Source organism: Burkholderia sp. FERM BP-3421, assembly GCF_028657905.1.
Taxonomy (GTDB): Bacteria; Pseudomonadota; Gammaproteobacteria; order Burkholderiales; family Burkholderiaceae; genus Burkholderia.
Window position 1 is genome coordinate 3339842 of the sequence record NZ_CP117782.1, and the last position, 22310, is coordinate 3362151.

The window sequence follows — 22310 nt, forward strand, 5'->3', positions numbered from 1 at the left end:
GGAGAGAAGCAATGAAAGCTCTGCTCGATCTATTCAAGCAAGTCCAACAAGAAGAAGTTTTCGACGCGATCAAGATCGGTCTGGCTTCGCCGGACAAGATCCGCTCCTGGTCGTTCGGTGAGGTGAAGAAGCCGGAGACCATCAACTACCGCACCTTCAAGCCGGAGCGGGATGGTCTGTTCTGCGCGAAGATCTTCGGGCCGATCAAGGACTACGAGTGCCTGTGCGGCAAGTACAAGCGCCTCAAGCACCGTGGCGTGATCTGCGAGAAGTGCGGCGTCGAAGTCACGCTCGCGAAGGTCCGCCGCGAGCGGATGGGCCACATCGAACTGGCTTCGCCCGTCGCGCACATCTGGTTCCTGAAGTCGCTGCCGTCGCGTCTGGGCATGGTGCTCGACATGACGCTGCGCGACATCGAGCGCGTGCTGTACTTCGAAGCGTACGTGGTGATCGAACCGGGCATGACGCCGCTGAAGGCGCGGCAGATCATGACCGAAGAGGATTACTACAACAAGGTCGAGGAATACGGCGACGAATTCCGCGCCGAGATGGGCGCGGAAGGCGTGCGCGAGCTGCTGCGTGCGATCAACATCGACGAGCAGGTCGAGACGCTGCGCACCGAGCTGAAGAACACCGGCTCGGAAGCGAAGATCAAGAAGTACGCGAAGCGCCTGAAGGTCCTCGAGGCATTCCAGCGTTCGGGCATCAAGCCCGAGTGGATGATTCTCGAAGTGCTGCCGGTGCTGCCGCCGGAACTGCGTCCGCTCGTGCCGCTCGACGGCGGCCGTTTCGCGACCTCGGACCTGAACGACCTGTATCGCCGCGTGATCAACCGGAACAACCGGTTGAAGCGTCTGCTCGAGCTGAAGGCGCCCGAGATCATCGTCCGCAACGAAAAGCGGATGCTGCAGGAAGCCGTCGACTCGCTGCTCGACAACGGTCGCCGCGGCAAGGCGATGACGGGCGCGAACAAGCGTCCGCTGAAGTCGCTCGCCGACATGATCAAGGGTAAGGGCGGTCGTTTCCGTCAGAACCTGCTGGGCAAGCGCGTCGACTACTCGGGCCGTTCGGTGATCGTGGTCGGCCCGACGCTCAAGCTGCACCAGTGCGGCCTGCCGAAGCTGATGGCGCTCGAACTGTTCAAGCCGTTCATCTTCAACAAGCTGGAAGTGATGGGCGTCGCGACGACCATCAAGGCGGCGAAGAAGGAAGTCGAGAACCAGACGCCGGTGGTGTGGGACATCCTCGAAGAGGTGATCCGCGAGCATCCGGTGATGCTGAACCGCGCGCCGACGCTGCACCGTCTCGGTATCCAGGCGTTCGAGCCGGTGCTGATCGAAGGCAAGGCAATCCAGCTGCACCCGCTCGTTTGCGCGGCGTTCAACGCCGACTTCGACGGTGACCAGATGGCCGTTCACGTGCCGCTGTCGCTCGAAGCGCAGATGGAAGCGCGCACGCTGATGCTCGCGTCGAACAACGTGCTGTTCCCGGCCAACGGCGATCCGTCGATCGTGCCGTCGCAGGATATCGTGCTGGGTCTGTACTACGCGACCCGCGAGGCGATCAATGCGAAGGGCGAGGGCCTGACGTTCACCGGCGTGTCGGAAGTGCTCCGCGCGTACGAGAACAAGGAAGTCGAGCTGGCCTCGCGCGTCAACGTGCGGATCACCGAAATGGTCCACAACGAAGACACGTCGGAAGGCGCGCCGCAGTTCGTGCCGAAGATCTCGCTGTACGCGACGACCGTCGGCCGCGCGATCCTGTCGGAGATCCTGCCGCACGGCCTGCCGTTCTCGGTGCTGAACAAGCCGCTGAAGAAGAAGGAAATCTCGCGCCTGATCAACACCGCGTTCCGCAAGTGCGGTCTGCGCGCGACGGTGGTGTTCGCCGACCAGCTGATGCAGTCGGGCTTCCGTCTCGCGACGCGCGCCGGCATCTCGATCTGCGTGGACGACATGCTCGTGCCGCCGCAGAAGGAGACGATCGTCGGTGACGCCGCGAAGAAGGTGAAGGAGTACGACCGCCAGTACATGTCGGGTCTCGTCACCGCGCAAGAGCGCTACAACAACGTGGTCGACATCTGGTCGGCGACGTCGGAAGCGGTCGGCAAGGCGATGATGGAGCAGCTGTCGACGGAGCCGGTGACGGATCGCGACGGCAAGGAAACGCGCCAGGAATCGTTCAACTCGATCTACATGATGGCCGACTCGGGCGCCCGGGGTTCCGCGGTGCAGATTCGTCAGCTGGCCGGGATGCGCGGCCTGATGGCGAAGCCGGACGGCTCCATTATCGAGACGCCGATTACCGCGAACTTCCGCGAAGGCCTGAACGTGTTGCAGTACTTCATCTCGACCCACGGTGCACGTAAGGGTCTGGCTGATACGGCACTGAAGACCGCGAACTCGGGTTACCTGACGCGTCGTCTCGTCGACGTGACGCAGGATCTGGTGGTGGTCGAGGACGATTGCGGCACCTCCAACGGCGTGGCGATGAAGGCGCTGGTCGAAGGCGGTGAAGTGGTCGAGGCGCTGCGCGACCGGATTCTCGGCCGCGTCGCCGTGGCGGACGTCGTCAATCCGGAAACGCAGGAAACGCTGTTTGAATCGGGCACGCTGCTCGACGAAGACGCGGTCGAGGACATCGAACGCCTGGGCATCGACGAAGTGCGCGTGCGCACCGCGCTGACCTGCGAGACGCGCTACGGTCTGTGCGCGGCCTGCTATGGCCGCGATCTGGGCCGCGGCTCGCTCGTGAACGTCGGCGAAGCGGTCGGCGTGATCGCGGCGCAGTCGATCGGCGAGCCGGGTACGCAGCTGACGATGCGGACGTTCCACATCGGTGGCGCGGCATCGCGTGCGGCAGTGGCGTCGTCGGTCGAGGCGAAGAGCAACGGTACGGTGCGCTTCACCGCGACGATGCGCTACGTGACCAACGCGAAGGGCGAGCAGATCGTCATCTCGCGTTCGGGCGAGGCGATGATCACCGACGAATTCGGCCGTGAGCGCGAGCGTCACAAGGTCCCGTACGGCGCGACGCTGCTGCAGCTCGACGGCGCGCTGATCAAGGCGGGCACGCAGCTCGCCACGTGGGATCCGCTGACGCGTCCGATCATCACCGAGTACGGTGGTACGGTGAAGTTCGAAAACGTCGAGGAAGGCGTGACGGTCGCGAAGCAGATCGACGACGTCACGGGTCTGTCGACCCTCGTCGTGATCGACGTGAAACGCCGCGGTTCGCAGGCGGCGAAGAGCGTGCGTCCGCAGGTCAAGCTGCTCGACGCGAACGGCGACGAAGTGAAGATCCCGGGCACCGAGCATGCCGTGCAGATCGGCTTCCAGGTCGGCGCGCTGATCACCGTGAAGGACGGCCAGCAGGTGCAGGTGGGTGAAGTGCTCGCACGTATCCCGACCGAAGCGCAGAAGACGCGTGACATTACCGGCGGTCTGCCGCGGGTGGCGGAACTGTTCGAAGCGCGTTCGCCGAAGGATGCGGGCATTCTCGCGGAAGTCACCGGCACGACGTCGTTCGGCAAGGACACGAAGGGCAAGCAGCGTCTCGTCATCACGGACCTCGAAGGCAATCAGCACGAGTTCCTGATCGCGAAGGAAAAGCAGGTGCTGGTCCACGATGCTCAGGTCGTCAACAAGGGCGAAATGATCGTGGACGGCCCGGCCGATCCGCACGACATCCTGCGTCTGCAGGGTATCGAGGCGCTGTCGCGCTACATCGTCGACGAAGTGCAGGACGTGTACCGTCTGCAGGGCGTGAAGATCAACGACAAGCACATCGAGGTGATCGTTCGCCAGATGCTGCGTCGTGTGCAGATCACCGACAACGGCGATACGCGCTTCATCCCGGGCGAGCAGGTCGAGCGTTCGGACATGCTGGACGAAAACGATCGCATGATCGCGGAGGACAAGCGTCCGGCAACGTACGAGAACATCCTGCTGGGTATCACGAAGGCGTCGCTGTCGACCGATTCGTTCATCTCGGCGGCATCGTTCCAGGAAACGACCCGCGTGCTGACCGAAGCGGCGATCATGGGCAAGCGCGACGATCTGCGCGGCCTGAAGGAAAATGTGATCGTCGGTCGTCTGATCCCGGCCGGTACCGGTCTTGCGTTCCACAAGGCGCGCAAGAACAAGGAAACGGCGGATCGCGAGCGTTTCGACCAGATCGCTGCGGAAGAGGCATTCGACTTCGGCACGCCGGAAACCCCGGCCGCCGCCATCGAGCCGCAGCACCCGGCGGAGTAAGCGCCAGGCGGCGCAAGCCGCCTGGCCGCTGCGCCGAGGAAGCCGCCCAGTTTCGACTGGGCGGCTTTTTTTATGGCTTGCGTCTGGGCGTGCGCGCCGGCGCGCGCATGATTTCCCGTTCGGCGTCGTTGTTTTGAGATGGGTGGAGTGCTACGGTCAGCATTCCTTGCTAAAAAAGCCGTCATGCCGGCAACCACGACGAACCTCCGGTTTCCGCGGCGTTGCCGAGCGGGCCCGGCGGCGCGGCGAGTCGGCCGAATGGCCAGCGCGCGCACATCATTCGCATCGTCCCGCGGCGAGGTTGGTAAAATCCAGCCCCATCAGTCCTTTTTTGCCGGTACGCCTCGACCCATGTCCACCGCTCTCGAAATTCTCAACGAAGTCTTCGGCTATCCGGCCTTCCGTGGCCAGCAGGGGGAAATCGTCGAGCACGTCGCGGGCGGCGGCGATTGCCTCGTGCTGATGCCGACGGGCGGCGGCAAGTCGCTGTGCTACCAGATTCCCGCGCTGCTGCGTCACAGCGCCGGGCTCGGCGCCGGCATCGTCGTCTCGCCGTTGATCGCGCTGATGCAGGACCAGGTGGCCGCGATGCAGGAAGTGGGGGTGCGCGCCGCGTATCTGAACTCGACGCTGTCGGGCGCGGAGGCCGCGGCCACCGAGCGCGCGCTGCGCGAGGGCGAACTCGACCTGCTGTACGTGGCGCCCGAGCGCCTGATGACGCCCCGCTTCCTCGACCTGCTCGAGCGCGCGCGGATCGGCCTGTTCGCGATCGACGAGGCGCACTGCGTGTCGCAGTGGGGCCACGACTTCCGTCCCGAATATATCCAGCTGTCGGTGCTGCACGAGCGCTTCCCGGCCGTGCCGCGCATTGCGCTGACGGCGACCGCCGACGCGATCACGCGCGACGAGATCGTCCATCGCCTCGCGCTCGACGACGCGCGCGTGTTCGTGTCGAGCTTCGACCGGCCGAACATCCGCTACCGGATCGTCGAGAAGGACAACGCGCGCGCGCAGCTGCTCGACTTCATCCGCGCGGAACACACGAACGCGGACGGCACGACCGACGCGGGCGTCGTGTACTGCCTGTCGCGCCGCAAGGTCGAGGAGACGGCCGACTGGCTCAAGACGCAGGGCGTGCGCGCGCTGCCGTATCACGCGGGGATGGAGTTCGAGGTGCGGCAGAGGCACCAGGCGATGTTCCAGCGCGAGGAGGGGATCGTGATGTGCGCGACGATCGCCTTCGGCATGGGGATCGACAAGCCCGACGTGCGCTTTGTCGCGCACCTGGATCTGCCGAAGAGCGTCGAGGGCTATTACCAGGAAACCGGCCGTGCCGGGCGCGATGGCATGCCGGCGAACGCATGGATGGCCTACGGGCTCGGCGACGTGGTGCAGCAGCGCAAGATGATCGACGAGTCGGAGGCCGACGATGCCCACAAGCGGGTCCAGACCGGCAAGCTCGATGCGCTGCTCGGCCTGTGCGAGGCCGCGTCCTGCCGGCGCGTGCGGCTCCTCAGCTATTTCGGCGAGGACAGCCGGCCGTGCGGCAATTGCGACACCTGCCTCGAGCCGCCGGCGTCCTGGGACGCGACCCGCGAGGCGCAGATGGCCCTGTCCTGCGTGTTCCGCGCGCAGCGCGCGAGCGGCTTCAATTTCGGCGCCAGCCACCTGATCGAGATCCTGCGCGGCGGCCGCGGCGAGAAGATCCTGCAGCGCGGCCACGAGAAACTGAGCACGTTCGGGATCGGCGCCGAGCTTTCCGAACCCGAATGGCGCGCGATCTTCCGCCAACTGGTCGCGTTCGGCTATCTCGCGGTCGACCACGGCGGCTTCGGCGCGCTCGTGCTCACCGAAGCGAGCAAGCGGGTGCTCAAGGGCGAGGAGACGGTCACGCTGCGCCGCTACGTGAAGCCGGCGCGCTCGCGTCAGTCGTCGAGCCGCAGTGGAACGCGCGCCGACCCGACGGCAGGCATGAATCCGCTCGAGCGCGCGCGCTGGGAGGCGCTGCGCGCGTGGCGCGCAGAAACCGCCAAGAGCGACGGCGTGCCGGCCTACGTGATCTTCCACGATGCGACCCTCGCGGAAATCGCGCGCAACGCGCCCGAATCGATCGAGGATCTGCGCCATATCCCCGGTATCGGCGCGCGCAAGCTCGACCGTTTCGGCGACGAGCTGCTCGAAGTCGTCGAGTCGGCCTGAGCCCGCCTTCCCGCCTGCCTGAAATCACGCAAGCTGTTGACTCGCTTAGGATTTTCGGAATATTATGATGGGTTCCGGTTCCTGGTAGGTCGGTTCGCGGGCGCAGGCCCGTGCGCCAGATTGGGGAATCGGAGTGTAAACGCACGTCGATTTCGCTTTGCCCGAAAGCGATGTGTCGATTTTGGTCAATTTCAGGAATAAACAATGCCAACCATCAATCAACTGGTTCGCAAAGGCCGTGAGTCGGAAACGACGAAGAGCAAGAGCCCGGCCTTGCAGGACTGCCCCCAGCGTCGCGGCGTGTGCACCCGTGTGTACACGACGACGCCGAAGAAGCCGAACTCGGCACTGCGTAAGGTCGCCAAGGTTCGTCTGACGAACGGTTTCGAAGTGATTTCGTACATCGGCGGTGAAGGCCACAACCTGCAGGAGCACTCGGTTGTGCTGATCCGCGGCGGCCGTGTGAAGGATTTGCCGGGTGTGCGTTACCACATGGTTCGCGGCTCGCTGGATACCCAGGGCGTCAAGGATCGTAAGCAAGCGCGCTCGAAGTACGGCGCGAAGCGTGCTAAGGCTGCGAAGTAAGCAGACTCTGAATGGAGATCGCCCCCGGGCGGTTAATGCGGTGGTGCCGGATTGCCGGTGCTGTCGAGTAAGTGGTCACCCGGCCAAGCTGGTTAGTCGTCAGATGTGATCGGGTTAGTTGGTGGCCGAGGAGCGATTCCGCTCCAACTGAAAAGTCAAAGGAAGAAACATGCCGCGTCGTCGCGAAGTCCCCAAGCGGGAAGTGTTGCCGGATCCGAAGTTCGGTAACGTTGATGTAGCCAAGTTCATGAACATGCTGATGCTGTCCGGCAAGAAGTCGGTCGCTGAGCGCATCGTTTATGGCGCATTCGAACAAATCCAGACCAAGGGTGGCAAGGACCCGCTGGAAGTGTTCACGGTTGCGCTCAACAACGTGAAGCCGGTGGTGGAAGTGAAGAGCCGTCGCGTTGGTGGTGCCAACTATCAGGTTCCGGTCGAAGTGCGCCCGTCGCGTCGTATGGCATTGGCGATGCGCTGGTTGCGCGAGGCTGCGAAGAAGCGTAGCGAGAAGTCGATGGCGCTCCGCCTGGCTGGTGAGTTGTCCGAAGCGGCCGAAGGCCGTGGCGGCGCCATGAAGAAGCGTGATGAAGTTCACCGGATGGCAGAAGCCAACCGGGCGTTCTCGCATTTCCGCTTCTAAGCGTCAGGCTGGGCTTAGCGGAAAAAAATTCCGGGCGGGTGCGCTTTTCGAGCGCCTCGCCCGTTTGTGTTGAGGTGCGATGTAGCGGATGCTCCGTCGCGCCAACCCCATAGAGGATCAAAGTGGCTCGTAAGACACCTATCGAGCGCTACCGCAATATCGGTATTAGCGCTCACATCGACGCCGGCAAAACGACGACGACCGAGCGCATTCTGTTCTACACCGGTGTGAACCACAAGATCGGTGAAGTGCATGACGGCGCTGCAACGATGGACTGGATGGAGCAGGAGCAGGAGCGTGGCATCACGATCACGTCCGCTGCGACCACGGCCTTCTGGAAGGGCATGGGCGGCAACTATCCGGAACACCGCATCAACATCATCGACACCCCGGGGCACGTCGACTTCACGATCGAAGTGGAGCGCTCGATGCGCGTCCTCGACGGCGCGTGCATGGTCTACTGCGCAGTGGGCGGCGTGCAGCCTCAGTCGGAAACCGTGTGGCGCCAGGCGAACAAGTACAAGGTGCCGCGTCTCGCGTTCGTCAACAAGATGGACCGTACCGGCGCGAACTTCTTCAAGGTCTACGACCAGCTGAAGACGCGTCTGAAGGCGAATCCGGTGCCGGTGGTGGTGCCGATCGGCGCGGAAGAAAGCTTCAAGGGCGTGGTCGACCTCATCAAGATGAAGGCGATCATTTGGGACGAAGCGTCGCAAGGTACGAAGTTCGACTACGTGGACATCCCGGCTGAACTCGTCGACACGTGCAACGAGTGGCGCGAGAAGATGGTCGAGGCGGCTGCCGAGTCGAGCGAAGACCTGATGAACAAGTACCTCGAAGCCGGCGATCTGGTGGAAGCGGAGATCGTGAAGGGTCTGCGCGATCGCACGATCGCTTGCGAAATCCAGCCGATGCTGTGCGGTACCGCGTTCAAGAACAAGGGTGTGCAGCGTATGCTGGACGCCGTGATCGACTTCCTGCCGTCGCCGGTCGACATTCCCCCGGTGACGGGCGAACTCGAAAACGGCGAGAAGACGGAGCGTCGTGCTGCCGACGACGAGAAGTTCTCGGCACTCGCGTTCAAGATCATGACCGACCCGTTCGTCGGCCAGTTGATCTTCTTCCGCGTGTACTCGGGGATCGTCAATTCGGGCGACACGCTGCTGAACGCGACCAAGGACAAGAAGGAGCGTCTCGGTCGTATTCTGCAGATGCATGCGAACCAGCGCGAAGAAATCAAGGAAGTGCGCGCAGGCGACATCGCGGCGGCAGTGGGCCTGAAGGAAGCGACCACGGGCGACACGCTGTGCGATCCGGCTCACCCGATCGTGCTCGAGCGCATGATTTTCCCGGAGCCGGTGATTTCGCAGGCCGTCGAGCCGAAGACGAAGGCTGACCAGGAAAAGATGGGCCTGGCGCTGAACCGTCTCGCTCAGGAAGATCCGTCGTTCCGCGTGCAGACCGACGAAGAATCGGGTCAAACGATCATTTCGGGCATGGGCGAGCTCCACCTCGAAATTCTGGTCGACCGGATGAAGCGCGAATTCGGCGTGGAAGCGACCGTCGGCAAGCCGCAGGTGGCGTACCGCGAAACCATCCGCAAGTCGGCTTCGGACGTCGAAGGCAAGTTCGTCAAGCAGTCGGGCGGTCGCGGCCAGTACGGTCACGCGGTCATCACGCTCGAGCGCAGCGAGCAGGGCAAGGGCTACGAGTTCGTCGACGCGATCAAGGGTGGTGTGATCCCGCGCGAATTCATTCCTTCGGTCGACAAGGGTATCCAGGAAACGCTGAAGAGCGGTGTGATGGCGGGCTTCCCGGTCGTCGACGTGAAGGTCACGCTGACGTTCGGTTCGTACCACGACGTCGACTCGAACGAAAATGCGTTCCGCATGGCCGGTTCGATGGCGTTCAAGGAAGCAATGCGCCGCGCGGATCCGGTTCTGCTCGAGCCGATGATGGCTGTCGAAGTGGAAACGCCTGAAGACTTCATGGGCAACGTGATGGGCGATCTGTCGGGTCGTCGCGGCATCATCCAGGGTATGGATGACATGGTCGGCGGCGGCAAGATCGTGCGCGCAGAAGTGCCGCTGTCGGAAATGTTCGGCTACTCCACGTCGCTGCGCTCGCTGACGCAAGGTCGCGCAACGTACACGATGGAGTTCAAGCACTACGCTGAAGCTCCGAAGAACGTTGCTGATGCGATCATCAGCGCCAAGTCGAAGTAATTCGCTATCACAACCGATCATTTTTGAAAGAAGAGAGTCATGGCAAAAGGTAAATTTGAGCGGACCAAGCCGCACGTGAACGTTGGTACGATTGGTCACGTTGACCACGGCAAGACGACACTGACGGCAGCGATCACGACCGTGCTGACGAAGAAATTCGGCGGCGAGGCGAAGGCCTACGACCAGATCGACGCGGCACCGGAAGAAAAGGCGCGCGGCATCACGATCAACACGGCACACGTCGAGTACGAAACGGCTAACCGCCACTACGCACACGTTGACTGCCCGGGCCACGCTGACTATGTGAAGAACATGATCACGGGCGCAGCGCAGATGGACGGCGCGATCCTGGTGTGCTCGGCAGCAGACGGCCCGATGCCGCAAACGCGCGAGCACATCCTGCTGGCGCGTCAGGTTGGCGTTCCGTACATCATCGTGTTCCTGAACAAGTGCGACATGGTGGACGACGCTGAACTGCTCGAGCTGGTCGAGATGGAAGTTCGCGAACTCCTGTCGAAGTACGACTTCCCGGGCGACGACACGCCGATCGTGAAGGGTTCGGCAAAGCTGGCGCTGGAAGGCGACACGGGCGAGCTGGGCGAAGTGGCGATCATGAGCCTGGCAGACGCGCTGGACACGTACATCCCGACGCCGGAGCGTGCAGTTGACGGCGCGTTCCTGATGCCGGTGGAAGACGTGTTCTCGATCTCGGGTCGCGGCACGGTGGTGACGGGCCGTATCGAGCGCGGCGTGGTGAAGGTCGGCGAAGAAATCGAAATCGTCGGTATCAAGCCGACGGTGAAGACGACCTGCACGGGCGTGGAAATGTTCCGCAAGCTGCTGGACCAAGGTCAGGCAGGCGACAACGTCGGTATCCTGCTGCGCGGCACGAAGCGTGAAGACGTGGAGCGCGGCCAGGTTCTGTCGAAGCCGGGTTCGATCACGCCGCACACGCACTTCACGGCTGAAGTGTACGTGCTGAGCAAGGACGAAGGCGGCCGCCACACGCCGTTCTTCAACAACTACCGTCCGCAGTTCTACTTCCGTACGACGGACGTGACGGGCTCGATCGAGCTGCCGAAGGACAAGGAAATGGTGATGCCGGGCGACAACGTGTCGATCACGGTGAAGCTGATCGCGCCGATCGCGATGGAAGAAGGTCTGCGCTTCGCAATCCGCGAAGGCGGCCGTACCGTCGGCGCCGGCGTCGTTGCCAAGGTCCTCGAGTAAAATCGGCGATCGGCTTTTGTAGTAATATGCAGCGCCCGGGGTCGGGCGCGCGCTCTCAGCGCACGCCCGACCCCATGTTCTTTTCGTGACCCGGCGGCGCAACACCGCCTTGCTCTTTTCAAGGAATCGACATGCAGCAACAAAAAATCCGCATCCGCCTGAAGGCTTTCGACTATCGTCTGATCGATCAATCGGCTGCCGAAATCGTCGACACGGCCAAGCGGACCGGTGCAATCGTCCGTGGCCCGGTGCCGCTGCCGACCCGTATCCAGCGTTTCGACATCCTGCGTTCGCCGCACGTCAACAAGACGTCGCGCGATCAGCTCGAAATCCGTACCCACCAGCGCCTGATGGACATCGTCGACCCGACCGACAAGACGGTTGACGCGCTGATGAAGCTCGATCTGCCGGCAGGCGTCGACGTGGAGATCAAGCTGCAGTAAGGGCTGGCGCGCTGTCCGCCCCTGCGGACGGCGCTAAGTCTTTGATTGCTTGCGAAAATCGAAAGGCCTTGCTATAATGCTAGGCTTTTCGCGTATTTGCGTAAAAAGCTGGTTGGCGCGCGTTCTCGCGGGCCCCGGCGTTTTGTAAATTAGCCCCGACCAATCGCAGTCGGGAATGGAGAAAACGATGAGCCTTGGACTCGTAGGTCGCAAGGTTGGCATGACCCGTATTTTCACGGCTGAAGGGGATTCGATTCCCGTCACCGTGCTGGACGTGTCGGACAACCGCGTGACGCAGATCAAGACTGTTGAAACCGACGGCTACACGGCCGTGCAGGTTGCATTCGGTTCGCGCCGCGCCTCGCGCGTGGTGAAGCCGCTGGCAGGTCATCTCGCCAAAGCCGGCGTCGAAGCCGGTGAAGTCCTCAAAGAATTCCGCATCGATGCGGCCAAGGCTGCCGAGCTGTCGAACGGCGCCGTGGTCGGTCCTGATCTCTTCGAAGTAGGCCAGAAGGTCGACGTGCAAGGCGTGTCGATCGGTAAGGGCTATGCCGGTACGATCAAGCGTTACAACTTCGCCTCCGGCCGTGCCACGCACGGTAACTCGCGCTCGCACAACGTGCCGGGCTCGATCGGTATGGCGCAGGATCCGGGTCGTGTGTTCCCGGGTAAGCGCATGACGGGCCACATGGGTGACGAGACGGTGACGGTGCAGAACCTCGAAATCGCGCGTATCGACGCCGAGCGCAAGCTGCTGCTGGTCAAGGGCGCAGTGCCGGGCGCGAAGGGCGGTAAGGTTTTCGTGACGCCGGCCGTGAAGACGCGTGCCGTGAAGGGGGCGAAATAATGGAACTGAAGCTCCTGAATGCCAATGGTCAGGAAGGTTCGGTGGTCAATGCATCGGACGTCGTGTTCGGCCGTGACTACAACGAAGCGCTGATCCACCAGGTCGTGGTGGCTTACCAGGCGAACGCCCGCCAGGGCAACCGCGCGCAGAAGGATCGTGAGCAAGTCAAGCACACGACCAAGAAGCCGTGGCGCCAGAAGGGTACGGGCCGTGCTCGTGCCGGTATGTCGTCGAGCCCGCTGTGGCGTGGCGGTGGTCGGATTTTCCCGAACTCGCCCGAAGAAAACTTCTCGCACAAGGTCAACAAGAAGATGCATCGCGCAGGTCTCTGCTCGATCTTCTCGCAGTTGGCTCGCGAAGGCCGCCTGTCGGTCGTCGAGGACATCATCCTCGAAGCACCGAAGACCAAGCTGTTGGCTGAAAAATTCAAGGCCATGGGCCTCGAATCCGTGCTGATCATCACCGACACGGTTGACGAGAACCTGTACCTCGCGTCGCGCAACCTGCCGCACGTGGCAGTTGTCGAGCCGCGCTACGCTGACCCGCTGTCGCTGATCTACTTCAAGAAAGTGCTGGTCACGAAGGCTGCGGTCGCCCAGATCGAGGAGTTGCTGTCATGAGCGAGATTCGCAAGAACGATCATCGTTTGATGCAGGTCCTGCTCGCACCGGTGATTTCCGAGAAGGCGACGCTGGTCGCCGACAAGAACGAGCAAGTCGTGTTCGAAGTCGCGCCGGATGCCACGAAGCAGGAAGTGAAGGCGGCCGTCGAGCTGCTGTTCAAGGTTGAAGTTGATTCCGTCAACGTGCTGGTCCAGAAGGGCAAGCAAAAGCGCTTCGGCCGTTCGATGGGCCGCCGCAAGGACGTGAAGAAGGCCTACGTGTGCCTGAAGCCCGGCCAGGAAATCAACTTTGAAGCGGAGGCCAAGTAATCATGGCAATCGTTAAAGTTAAACCGACTTCGCCGGGTCGCCGCGCGATGGTCAAGGTGGTCAACAAGGATCTGCACAAGGGCAAGCCGCACGCGGCGCTGCTCGACTCGCAGAGCTCGACCGCCGGCCGTAACAACAACGGCCGCATCACCACCCGCCACAAGGGCGGTGGTCACAAGCAACACTATCGTATCGTCGATTTCCGTCGCATCAAGGACGGCATCCCGGCGAAGGTGGAGCGCCTCGAGTACGACCCGAACCGTAGCGCGAACATCGCGCTGATCGTGTACGCGGACGGCGAGCGCAGCTACATCATCGCATCGAAGGGCATGACGGTCGGCCAGCAGATCGTGTCGGGTTCGGAAGCTCCGATCCGCGCGGGCAACACGCTGCCGATCCGCAACATCCCGGTCGGTACGACGATTCACTGCATCGAGATGCTGCCGGGCAAGGGTGCGCAGATGGCGCGTTCGGCCGGTACCTCGGCGATGCTGTTGGCGCGTGAAGGCGTGTACGCGCAGGTCCGCCTGCGTTCGGGTGAAATTCGTCGTGTGCACATCGAGTGCCGCGCGACGATCGGTGAAGTCGGCAACGAAGAGCACAGCCTCCGCCAGATCGGCAAGGCAGGCGCGAACCGCTGGCGCGGTATCCGCCCGACGGTGCGCGGCGTTGCGATGAACCCGATCGATCACCCGCACGGTGGTGGTGAAGGCAAGACCGCGGCCGGTCGCGATCCGGTGAGCCCGTGGGGCACGCCGGCGAAGGGCTTCCGCACTCGCCGCAACAAGCGCACGACGACGATGATCGTCCAGCGCCGTCACAAGCGTTAAGGAGTAGGCAATGGCACGTTCTGTTAAAAAAGGTCCGTTCTGCGACGCCCATTTGCTGAAGAAAGTTGAGGCGGCTGCAGCTTCGCGCGACAAAAAGCCGATCAAGACCTGGTCGCGTCGTTCGACGATCCTCCCGGATTTCATCGGTCTGACGATCGCCGTTCATAACGGCCGTCAACACGTTCCGGTGTACATCTCGGAAAACATGGTCGGCCACAAGCTTGGCGAGTTCGCACTGACCCGGACGTTCAAGGGTCACGCGGCCGACAAGAAGGCCAAGAAATAAGGGGCAATCAAGATGGAAGTGAAAGCAATTCATCGCGGTGCCCGCATCTCGGCGCAGAAAACGCGCCTTGTGGCTGACCAGATCCGCGGTTTGCCGGTCGACAAGGCGCTGAACGTTCTGACGTTCTCGCCGAAGAAAGCGGCTGGCATCGTGAAGAAGGTTGTGCTGTCGGCGATCGCGAATGCGGAGCACAACGAGGGCGCGGACATCGACGAGCTCAAGATCAAGAGCATCTACGTCGACAAGGCTGCGTCGCTCAAGCGTTTTACCGCGCGCGCCAAGGGCCGCGGTAACCGCATCGAGAAGCAATCCTGTCACATCACTGTGACGGTCGGGAATTAAGGGGTCATACGATGGGACAGAAAATTCATCCGACTGGCTTCCGTTTGGCCGTCAGCCGTAATTGGGCGTCGCGTTGGTACGCGAACAACAACAATTTCGCGGCGATGTTGCAGGAAGACATTGGTGTTCGCGAATACCTGAAGAAGAAGCTGAAGAACGCTTCGGTCGGTCGCGTCGTCATCGAGCGTCCGGCGAAGAACGCGCGCATCACGATTTACAGCTCGCGTCCGGGCGTCGTCATCGGCAAGAAGGGTGAGGATATCGAACAGCTGAAGACGGAACTGCAACGCCGCATGGGCGTTCCGGTTCACGTCAACATCGAAGAGATCCGCAAGCCCGAAACCGATGCGCAGCTGATCGCCGATTCGATCACGCAACAGCTCGAGCGCCGGATCATGTTCCGCCGCGCGATGAAGCGCGCGATGCAGAACGCGATGCGTCTGGGTGCCCAGGGCATCAAGATCATGAGCGCCGGCCGTCTGAACGGTATCGAAATCGCCCGTACGGAGTGGTATCGCGAAGGTCGCGTGCCCCTTCACACGCTGCGTGCCGACATCGACTACGCAACCTCGGAAGCGAAGACGACCTACGGCATCATCGGCGTCAAGGTGTGGGTGTACAAGGGCGACACGCTCGGCCGCAACGATGCGCCGGTCGTGGAAGAAGTGGCCGAGGACAAGCGTCCCCGCCGCAACGCGCGTCCGGGCGATCGTCGTCCGCGTCGTGACGGTGAAGGCGGCGCTCCGGGTGCTCGCCGTGGCGCACCGCGCCGCGCTGCCGGCAAGCCGGAAGACGGCAAGACTGGAGAATAACGATGCTGCAACCGAAACGCAGGAAGTATCGCAAAGAGCAAAAAGGTCGTAACACCGGTATCGCGACGCGCGGCAACGCCGTGTCGTTCGGTGAGTTCGGCCTGAAGGCTGTCGGTCGCGGCCGTTTGACCGCGCGTCAAATTGAAGCGGCGCGTCGTGCCATGACGCGTCACATCAAGCGTGGCGGCCGCATCTGGATCCGTATCTTCCCGGACAAGCCGATTTCGCAGAAGCCGGCAGAAGTGCGGATGGGTAACGGTAAGGGTAACCCTGAGTACTACGTCGCCGAGATTCAACCGGGCAAGATGCTGTACGAAATGGATGGCGTAACCGAAGAACTGGCGCGTGAGGCGTTCCGTCTGGCCGCAGCGAAGCTGCCGCTGAAGACGACGTTCATCGTGCGTCAGCTCGGCGCCTAAGGAGAAAACATGAAGGCTTCCGAACTTCTCCAGAAAGATCAGGCCGCGCTCAACAAGGAGCTGTCGGACCTGTTGAAGGCGCAATTCGGCCTGCGCATGCAACTCGCGACCCAGCAGCTCACGAACACGAGCCAGCTGAAGAAGGTTCGTCGCGACATCGCACGTGTGCGGACCGTCCTGACTCAGAAGGCGAACCAGAAATGAACGATAGCGTGAAAACCTCGCTGAAGCGGACGCTGGTCGGTAAGGTCGTCAGCAACAAGATGGACAAGACCGTTACCGTGCTGGTCGAGCACCGCGTCAAGCATCCGATCTACGGCAAGTATGTCGTGCGCTCGAAGAAGTACCACGCGCACGATGAAGCGAACACGTACAACGAAGGCGATCTCGTCGAAATCCAGGAAACCCGTCCTGTTTCGAAGACGAAGGCCTGGGCCGTGTCGCGCCTCGTCGAAGCAGCCCGCGTGATCTAAGCACCAGGCGGAACCGCTGCAAGGCAGTAGAAGTACTTGAAATCGCAAAGTTTTTGCTTGCGTGACCGGGGTTATTTGTTATAATCCCGGTCTTCCCTCTTTAAGGGAGCCCCGTCGCGGGCGAAGTTACTGGTGGGGGAAGCGGATAGGCGTTCTGCCTGTTCCGAAGGATTCACCGATTTGCGATGGCGGGTTTCGTTAGCCGTCGCTGCTGTTCAAACCCAAGCAGCCGTTGGCTGACGGGACCAAGACTGACCGCATGCGCCATGGTGGTGCGTACGGATTAAGTTGGGAAAGACAAACCATGATCCAGACCGAATCTCGGCTTGAAGTGGCCGACAACACGGGTGCACGTGAAGTCATGTGCATCAAGGTGCTCGGCGGCTCGAAGCGTCGTTATGCCAGCATTGGCGACATCATCAAGGTGACTGTCAAAGAGGCAACGCCGCGCGGGCGCGTGAAGAAAGGCGAAATCTACAACGCCGTGGTGGTTCGCACCGCCAAGGGCGTGCGTCGTCAAGACGGTTCGCTGATCAAGTTCGACGGCAACGCCGCTGTGCTTTTGAATAACAAGCTTGAGCCGATCGGCACCCGCATTTTCGGGCCGGTCACGCGTGAGCTGCGTAGCGAACGATTCATGAAGATCGTTTCGCTGGCGCCGGAAGTGCTGTAAGGAGTCGCGATGAACAAGATTCGCAAGGGTGACGAAGTCATCGTCATCACCGGCAAGGACAAGGGCAAGCGCGGCGTCGTGTTGGCTGTTGGCGCCGAGCATGTGACGGTTGAAGGTATCAACCTCGTCAAGAAGCATGTGAAGCCGAACCCGATGAAGGGTACGACGGGCGGCGTGGAAGCGAAGACGATGCCGATCCGTATTTCGAACGTCGCACTGGTCGACGCGAACGGCAAGGCTTCGCGGGTTGGCATCAAGGTCGAGGAAGGCAAGAAAGTACGCTTCCTGAAGACGACCGGTGCTGTGCTGAGCGCTTGACGCTGCGGAGTATAGAAATGGCACGTTTTCAAGAGTTTTACAAAGAGAAGGTTGTTCCGGGCCTGATCGAGAAGTTCGGCTACAAGTCGGTCATGGAAGTGCCGCGCCTCACCAAGATCACCCTGAACATGGGTCTTGGCGAAGCCGTCGCTGACAAGAAGGTGATCGAGCACGCCGTCGGCGACCTCGCGAAGATCGCAGGCCAGAAGCCTGTCGTGACGAAGGCTCGCAAGGCGATCGCAGGCTTCAAGATTCGTGAAGGCTATCCGGTCGGCGCGATGGTGACGCTGCGTGGCCAGGCGATGTACGAATTCCTCGACCGTTTCGTGACTGTTGCGCTGCCCCGCGTGCGCGACTTCCGTGGCGTGTCGGGTCGTGCATTCGACGGCCGTGGCAACTACAACATCGGTGTGAAAGAGCAGATCATTTTCCCCGAAATCGATTACGACAAGATCGACGCGCTGCGTGGGCTGAACATCAGCATCACGACGACCGCGAAGACCGACGACGAAGCCAAGGCCCTGCTCGCCAGCTTCAAGTTCCCGTTCAGAAACTGAGGTTACCGTGGCTAAACTGGCACTGATCGAACGTGAAAAGAAGCGCGCCCGCCTGGTCGCGAAGTTCGCAGCGAAGCGCGAAGCGCTGAAGGCGACCATCGACGACCAAAGCAAGTCGGAAGAAGAGCGCTACGAAGCACGCCTGGAGCTGCAGCAACTGCCCCGCAACGCAAACCCGACCCGCCAGCGCAACCGCTGCGCGATCACGGGCCGTCCGCGTGGCACGTTCCGCAAATTCGGCCTCGCGCGTAACAAGATTCGTGAAATCGCATTCCGTGGCGAGATTCCTGGCCTGACCAAGGCGAGCTGGTAATAGGAGAAACGTAAATGAGCATGAGTGATCCTATCGCCGATATGCTGACTCGCATCCGCAACGCGCAGATGGTCGAGAAAGTATCGGTCGCGATGCCCTCGTCGAAGGTCAAGGTTGCAATCGCACAAGTCCTGAAGGACGAAGGTTACATCGACGATTTCGCGGTGAAGAGCGAAGGCGCCAAGTCCGAGCTGAACATCGCGCTGAAGTACTACGCTGGCCGTCCGGTCATCGAACGCCTCGAGCGCGTGTCGAAGCCGGGCCTGCGCGTGTACCGCGGCCGCAACGACATTCCGCAGGTCATGAATGGCCTCGGTGTGGCGATCGTGTCGACGCCGAAGGGCGTGATGACCGACCGCAAGGCGCGCGCTACGGGCGTCGGCGGCGAAGTCATCTGCTACGTCGCTTAACCGAAAGGAGAGAGGAACATGTCTCGAGTAGGTAAGAGCCCGATCGCGCTGCAAGGCGCGGAAGTCAAGCTGGCCGACGGTTCGATTACCGTCAAGGGCCCGCTGGGCACCATCACGCAAGCGGTGAACCCGCTCGTGAACGTGGCGAACAACGACGGCACGCTGAACCTGTCGCCGGTCGACGACAGCCGCGAAGCAAATGCACTGTCGGGCACGATGCGCGCGATCATCGCGAATGCCGTGCACGGCGTGACCAAGGGTTTCGAGCGCAAGCTGACGCTGGTTGGCGTCGGTTATCGTGCGCAGGCGCAAGGCGACAAGCTGAACCTGTCGCTGGGTTTCTCGCACCCGGTGGTGCACCAGATGCCGGAAGGCGTCAAGGCTGAAACCCCGACGCAAACCGAAATCGTGATCAAGGGGATCAACAAGCAACAAGTCGGTCAAGTAGCTGCGGAAGTGCGCGGCTACCGTCCGCCGGAGCCTTACAAGGGCAAGGGCGTGCGCTATTCCGACGAGGTTGTGATCCTCAAAGAAACGAAGAAGAAGTAAGGGTGCGCAATCATGGATAAGACTCAATCTCGCCTGCGCCGCGCTCGCCAGACGCGTATCAAGATCGCTGAGCTGCAGGTCGCGCGTCTCGCCGTGCATCGCACGAATACGCACATCTACGCTCAAGTGTTCTCGCCCTGCGGCACCAAGGTGCTCGCCAGCGCGTCGACGCTCGAGGCGGAAGTGCGCGCCGAGCTCGCCGACAAGTCGGGCAAGGGCGGCAATGTTAACGCCGCGACGCTGATCGGCAAGCGTATTGCCGAGAAGGCAAAGGCCGCCGGCATCGAATCCGTCGCCTTCGATCGCTCGGGCTTCCGCTACCACGGCCGCGTCAAGGCGCTGGCCGAGGCAGCTCGTGAAGCTGGGCTCAAGTTCTAAGGAAGGAATTCGTCATGGCAAAGATGCAAGCGAAAGTTCAGGCTGACGAGCGCGACGACGGCCTTCGCGAAAAGATGATTTCGGTCAACCGCGTGACCAAGGTCGTGAAGGGTGGCCGGATTCTCGGCTTCGCCGCACTGACCGTGGTCGGCGACGGCGATGGCCGGATCGGTATGGGCAAGGGCAAGGCGAAGGAAGTGCCGGTCGCTGTCCAGAAAGCGATGGAACAGGCGCGCCGCAACATGTTCAAGGTGCCGCTCAAGAACGGCACGCTGCAGCACGAAGTGCATGGTAAGCACGGCGCGTCCGCGGTCCTCCTCGCTCCGGCGAAGGACGGTACCGGCGTGATCGCCGGCGGCCCGATGCGCGCAGTGTTCGACGTGATGGGCGTGCAGAACGTCGTGGCGAAGAGCCACGGTTCGACGAACCCGTACAACCTCGTCCGTGCGACGCTCGACGGCCTGCGCAAGCAGTCCACCCCGGGCGACATCGCGGCGAAGCGCGGCAAGTCCGTCGAAGATATTTTGGGCTAAGCCCGGGTGGTCACCATGTCTGAAAAAACTGTCAAGGTTCAGCTCGTGAAGAGCCTGATTGGGACCCGCGAAACGCACCGCGCCACCGTGCGCGGTCTGGGTCTGCGTCGCCTCAATTCGGTCAGCGAGCTTCAGGATACGCCGGCGGTGCGCGGCATGATCAACAAGGTCTCGTACCTCGTTAAGGTCATCGATTAAGCGTCCGACTACGGATCAAGGAGTTGATATGGAATTGAATAACCTGAAGCCGGCAGAAGGCGCGAAGCATGCGAAGCGCCGCGTCGGCCGCGGCATCGGTTCGGGCCTCGGCAAGACGGCTGGCCGTGGTCACAAGGGTCAGAAATCGCGTTCGGGCGGCTTCCACAAGGTCGGCTTCGAAGGCGGTCAGATGCCTCTGCAGCGTCGTCTGCCGAAGCGTGGCTTCACGTCGCTGACGAAGGAATTCGTCGGTCAAGTGCGCCTCTCCGACCTCGAAAAGCTGCCGGTCGATGAAGTCGATCTGCTCGCACTGAAGCAAGCCGGCCTGGTCGGCGAGCTGACGAAGAGCGCGAAGATCATCGCCACGGGCGAACTGAAGCGCAAGATCGTCGTGAAGGGTCTCGGCGCCACCAAGGGTGCGCGCGCCGCGATCGAAGCGGCCGGCGGTTCGTTTGCCGAGTGACACGCCTAGCGTGCCGTCACTAGCATTTGCATCGGAGAAGGTACTTGGCTAACAGCCCGAGTCTCGCAAAACCCGGTCGAAGCACGGCGAAGTTCGGCGATCTGCGCCGGCGTGCAATGTTCTTGCTGCTGGCGCTGATCGTCTACCGTATCGGCGCGCATATCCCGGTGCCGGGCATCGATCCTGATGAACTGGCGAAGCTGTTCCAGAGTCAGGCGGGCGGCATCCTGGGCATGTTCAACATGTTCTCGGGTGGCGCGCTGTCCCGCTTCACGATCTTCGCGCTGGGGATCATGCCGTACATCTCGGCGTCGATCATCATGCAGTTGCTGGCGATCGTCTCGCCGCAGCTGGAAGCGCTGAAGAAGGAAGGGCAGGCCGGACAACGGAAGATCACGCAGTACACGCGGGTGTTCACCGTGGTGCTCGCGACCTTCCAGGCATTCGGCATTGCCGCCGCATTGGAGAATCAGCCTGGGCTCGTCACCGATCCCGGCATGGTGTTCCGGCTCACCACGGTGGTTACGCTGGTGACGGGCACGATGTTCCTGATGTGGCTGGGTGAGCAGATCACTGAACGGGGTCTGGGCAACGGCATCTCGATCATCATCTTCGGCGGGATCGCGGCAGGGTTCCCGAATGCCGTGGGTGGTTTGTTCGAGCTGGTGCGTACGGGTTCGATGAGCATCATTTCGGCGATCATCATCGTCGTCCTGATTGCTGCGGTGACTTACCTGGTCGTGTTCATCGAACGCGGTCAGCGCAAGATCCTCGTGAACTACGCGAAGCGCCAGGTCGGCAACAAGATCTACGGCGGGCAGTCGTCGCACCTGCCGCTGAAGTTGAACATGTCGGGCGTGATTCCGCCGATCTTCGCATCGTCGATCATCCTGTTCCCGGCAACGATCCTGAGCTGGTTCAGCTCGGGTGAACGCAAGAGCTGGTTCTCCGACACGCTGCACAACGTGGCGGAAGCACTGAAGCCGGGCCAGCCGGTGTATGTGCTGCTGTACACGCTGGCAATCGTGTTTTTCTGCTTCTTCTACACCGCGCTGGTGTTCAACAGCAGAGAAACCGCGGACAACCTGAAGAAGAGCGGCGCGTTCGTTCCTGGCATTCGCCCGGGCGACCAGACCGCGCGATATATCGACCGCATCCTCACGCGTCTGACGCTGGCCGGTGCGATCTACATCGTCTTCGTGTGTCTGCTGCCGGAATTCCTGGTGCTGCGCTGGAATGTGCCGTTTTATTTTGGTGGAACGTCGCTGCTGATCATTGTCGTCGTCACGATGGACTTCATGGCGCAGGTGCAGTCGTACGTGATGTCGCAACAGTATGAGTCGCTGCTCAAGAAAGCCAATTTCAAGGGCGGCAACGTCCCAATGCGTTGATAAAAAGAT

The 22310-nt window shown here is 61.8% G+C and carries 28 protein-coding genes; all 28 read left to right on the forward strand.

The genetic code is table 11. From position 1 onward, the window contains the following. The first annotated feature begins 11 nt into the window (after positions 1-11). The 28 genes from rpoC to secY all read left to right on the forward strand — a co-directional run bounded on the left by rpoC (position 12) and on the right by secY (position 22301). Positions 12-4256 carry a DNA-directed RNA polymerase subunit beta' gene (rpoC, locus tag Bsp3421_RS31195; RefSeq protein WP_274000649.1) on the forward strand — a complete coding sequence of 1415 codons (4245 nt, stop codon included), beginning with the start codon at positions 12-14 and terminating at the stop codon, positions 4254-4256. A gap of 351 nt (positions 4257-4607) precedes the next feature. Next, on the forward strand, positions 4608-6455 hold the full coding sequence (recQ, locus tag Bsp3421_RS31200; RefSeq protein WP_274000650.1) for a DNA helicase RecQ: 1848 nt from the start codon (positions 4608-4610) through the stop codon (positions 6453-6455). Between the two features lie 204 nt (positions 6456-6659). After that, on the forward strand, positions 6660-7040 hold the full coding sequence (gene rpsL / locus Bsp3421_RS31205; RefSeq protein WP_009689279.1) for a 30S ribosomal protein S12: 381 nt from the start codon (positions 6660-6662) through the stop codon (positions 7038-7040). A gap of 169 nt (positions 7041-7209) precedes the next feature. Continuing rightward, entirely contained in the window at positions 7210-7680 is a 471-nt protein-coding gene (rpsG, locus tag Bsp3421_RS31210) for a 30S ribosomal protein S7 (RefSeq protein ID WP_006477195.1), read from the forward strand. 122 nt (positions 7681-7802) lie between these two features. Then, positions 7803-9905 (forward strand): elongation factor G, encoded by a 2103-nt coding sequence (gene fusA, locus Bsp3421_RS31215; protein WP_274000697.1) that lies wholly within the window; start codon positions 7803-7805, stop codon positions 9903-9905. Positions 9906-9944: 39 nt separating this feature from the next. Continuing rightward, positions 9945-11135, forward strand: coding sequence for an elongation factor Tu (tuf, locus tag Bsp3421_RS31220; RefSeq protein WP_274000698.1), 1191 nt, complete (start codon positions 9945-9947; stop codon positions 11133-11135). Between the two features lie 131 nt (positions 11136-11266). After that, positions 11267-11578 carry a 30S ribosomal protein S10 gene (rpsJ, locus tag Bsp3421_RS31225; protein ID WP_004199280.1) on the forward strand — a complete coding sequence of 104 codons (312 nt, stop codon included), beginning with the start codon at positions 11267-11269 and terminating at the stop codon, positions 11576-11578. Between the two features lie 187 nt (positions 11579-11765). Further along, positions 11766-12425: a 50S ribosomal protein L3 gene (rplC, locus tag Bsp3421_RS31230; protein WP_274000700.1), complete on the forward strand. Its 660-nt coding sequence runs from the start codon at positions 11766-11768 to the stop codon at positions 12423-12425. Then, a complete protein-coding gene (gene rplD / locus Bsp3421_RS31235; protein ID WP_252988153.1) occupies positions 12425-13045 on the forward strand; it encodes a 50S ribosomal protein L4 in 621 nt (206 codons plus the stop codon). Before rplC ends, rplD begins: the two co-directional genes overlap by 1 nt. Next, positions 13042-13356 carry a 50S ribosomal protein L23 gene (gene rplW, locus Bsp3421_RS31240; RefSeq protein WP_004199275.1) on the forward strand — a complete coding sequence of 105 codons (315 nt, stop codon included), beginning with the start codon at positions 13042-13044 and terminating at the stop codon, positions 13354-13356. The genes rplD and rplW overlap by 4 nt, the downstream gene beginning before the upstream one ends. Before the next feature lie 2 nt (positions 13357-13358). After that, positions 13359-14186 carry a 50S ribosomal protein L2 gene (gene rplB / locus Bsp3421_RS31245; protein ID WP_274000701.1) on the forward strand — a complete coding sequence of 276 codons (828 nt, stop codon included), beginning with the start codon at positions 13359-13361 and terminating at the stop codon, positions 14184-14186. Between the two features lie 10 nt (positions 14187-14196). Beyond that, positions 14197-14472 (forward strand): 30S ribosomal protein S19, encoded by a 276-nt coding sequence (gene rpsS, locus Bsp3421_RS31250; protein ID WP_004199273.1) that lies wholly within the window; start codon positions 14197-14199, stop codon positions 14470-14472. A 12-nt stretch (positions 14473-14484) separates the two neighbouring features. After that, the gene (rplV, locus tag Bsp3421_RS31255) at positions 14485-14814 is read left to right on the forward strand and encodes a 50S ribosomal protein L22 (RefSeq protein WP_004199272.1); all 330 of its coding nucleotides are present in this window, start codon (positions 14485-14487) and stop codon (positions 14812-14814) included. An 11-nt stretch (positions 14815-14825) separates the two neighbouring features. Continuing rightward, on the forward strand, positions 14826-15626 hold the full coding sequence (gene rpsC, locus Bsp3421_RS31260) for a 30S ribosomal protein S3 (protein WP_274000703.1): 801 nt from the start codon (positions 14826-14828) through the stop codon (positions 15624-15626). Between the two features lie 2 nt (positions 15627-15628). Further along, on the forward strand, positions 15629-16045 hold the full coding sequence (gene rplP, locus Bsp3421_RS31265) for a 50S ribosomal protein L16 (protein WP_006029288.1): 417 nt from the start codon (positions 15629-15631) through the stop codon (positions 16043-16045). 9 nt (positions 16046-16054) lie between these two features. Continuing rightward, a complete protein-coding gene (gene rpmC / locus Bsp3421_RS31270) occupies positions 16055-16249 on the forward strand; it encodes a 50S ribosomal protein L29 (RefSeq protein ID WP_004199856.1) in 195 nt (64 codons plus the stop codon). Then, positions 16246-16518, forward strand: coding sequence for a 30S ribosomal protein S17 (gene rpsQ, locus Bsp3421_RS31275; RefSeq protein WP_004201274.1), 273 nt, complete (start codon positions 16246-16248; stop codon positions 16516-16518). The genes rpmC and rpsQ overlap by 4 nt, the downstream gene beginning before the upstream one ends. Before the next feature lie 304 nt (positions 16519-16822). After that, positions 16823-17191, forward strand: coding sequence for a 50S ribosomal protein L14 (rplN, locus tag Bsp3421_RS31280; protein ID WP_013696372.1), 369 nt, complete (start codon positions 16823-16825; stop codon positions 17189-17191). Between the two features lie 9 nt (positions 17192-17200). Beyond that, entirely contained in the window at positions 17201-17509 is a 309-nt protein-coding gene (rplX, locus tag Bsp3421_RS31285) for a 50S ribosomal protein L24 (protein WP_252984590.1), read from the forward strand. Positions 17510-17526: 17 nt separating this feature from the next. Further along, positions 17527-18066, forward strand: a complete 540-nt coding sequence (rplE, locus tag Bsp3421_RS31290) for a 50S ribosomal protein L5 (RefSeq protein WP_252984559.1) — start codon at positions 17527-17529, stop codon at positions 18064-18066. Positions 18067-18073: 7 nt separating this feature from the next. Then, positions 18074-18379 (forward strand): 30S ribosomal protein S14, encoded by a 306-nt coding sequence (gene rpsN / locus Bsp3421_RS31295; protein WP_274000710.1) that lies wholly within the window; start codon positions 18074-18076, stop codon positions 18377-18379. A gap of 14 nt (positions 18380-18393) precedes the next feature. Then, positions 18394-18789: a 30S ribosomal protein S8 gene (gene rpsH / locus Bsp3421_RS31300; protein ID WP_252984561.1), complete on the forward strand. Its 396-nt coding sequence runs from the start codon at positions 18394-18396 to the stop codon at positions 18787-18789. Between the two features lie 18 nt (positions 18790-18807). Further along, entirely contained in the window at positions 18808-19338 is a 531-nt protein-coding gene (rplF, locus tag Bsp3421_RS31305) for a 50S ribosomal protein L6 (RefSeq protein WP_274000713.1), read from the forward strand. Positions 19339-19350: 12 nt separating this feature from the next. Beyond that, entirely contained in the window at positions 19351-19716 is a 366-nt protein-coding gene (gene rplR, locus Bsp3421_RS31310) for a 50S ribosomal protein L18 (protein ID WP_006477183.1), read from the forward strand. A 14-nt stretch (positions 19717-19730) separates the two neighbouring features. Further along, positions 19731-20249: a 30S ribosomal protein S5 gene (gene rpsE / locus Bsp3421_RS31315; protein ID WP_007180127.1), complete on the forward strand. Its 519-nt coding sequence runs from the start codon at positions 19731-19733 to the stop codon at positions 20247-20249. Between the two features lie 15 nt (positions 20250-20264). Then, a complete protein-coding gene (gene rpmD, locus Bsp3421_RS31320; RefSeq protein WP_252984564.1) occupies positions 20265-20447 on the forward strand; it encodes a 50S ribosomal protein L30 in 183 nt (60 codons plus the stop codon). A gap of 28 nt (positions 20448-20475) precedes the next feature. Continuing rightward, positions 20476-20910: a 50S ribosomal protein L15 gene (gene rplO / locus Bsp3421_RS31325; protein ID WP_274000718.1), complete on the forward strand. Its 435-nt coding sequence runs from the start codon at positions 20476-20478 to the stop codon at positions 20908-20910. A 44-nt stretch (positions 20911-20954) separates the two neighbouring features. Next, the gene (gene secY, locus Bsp3421_RS31330; protein ID WP_274000719.1) at positions 20955-22301 is read left to right on the forward strand and encodes a preprotein translocase subunit SecY; all 1347 of its coding nucleotides are present in this window, start codon (positions 20955-20957) and stop codon (positions 22299-22301) included. The last annotated feature ends 9 nt before the right edge of the window (positions 22302-22310 follow it).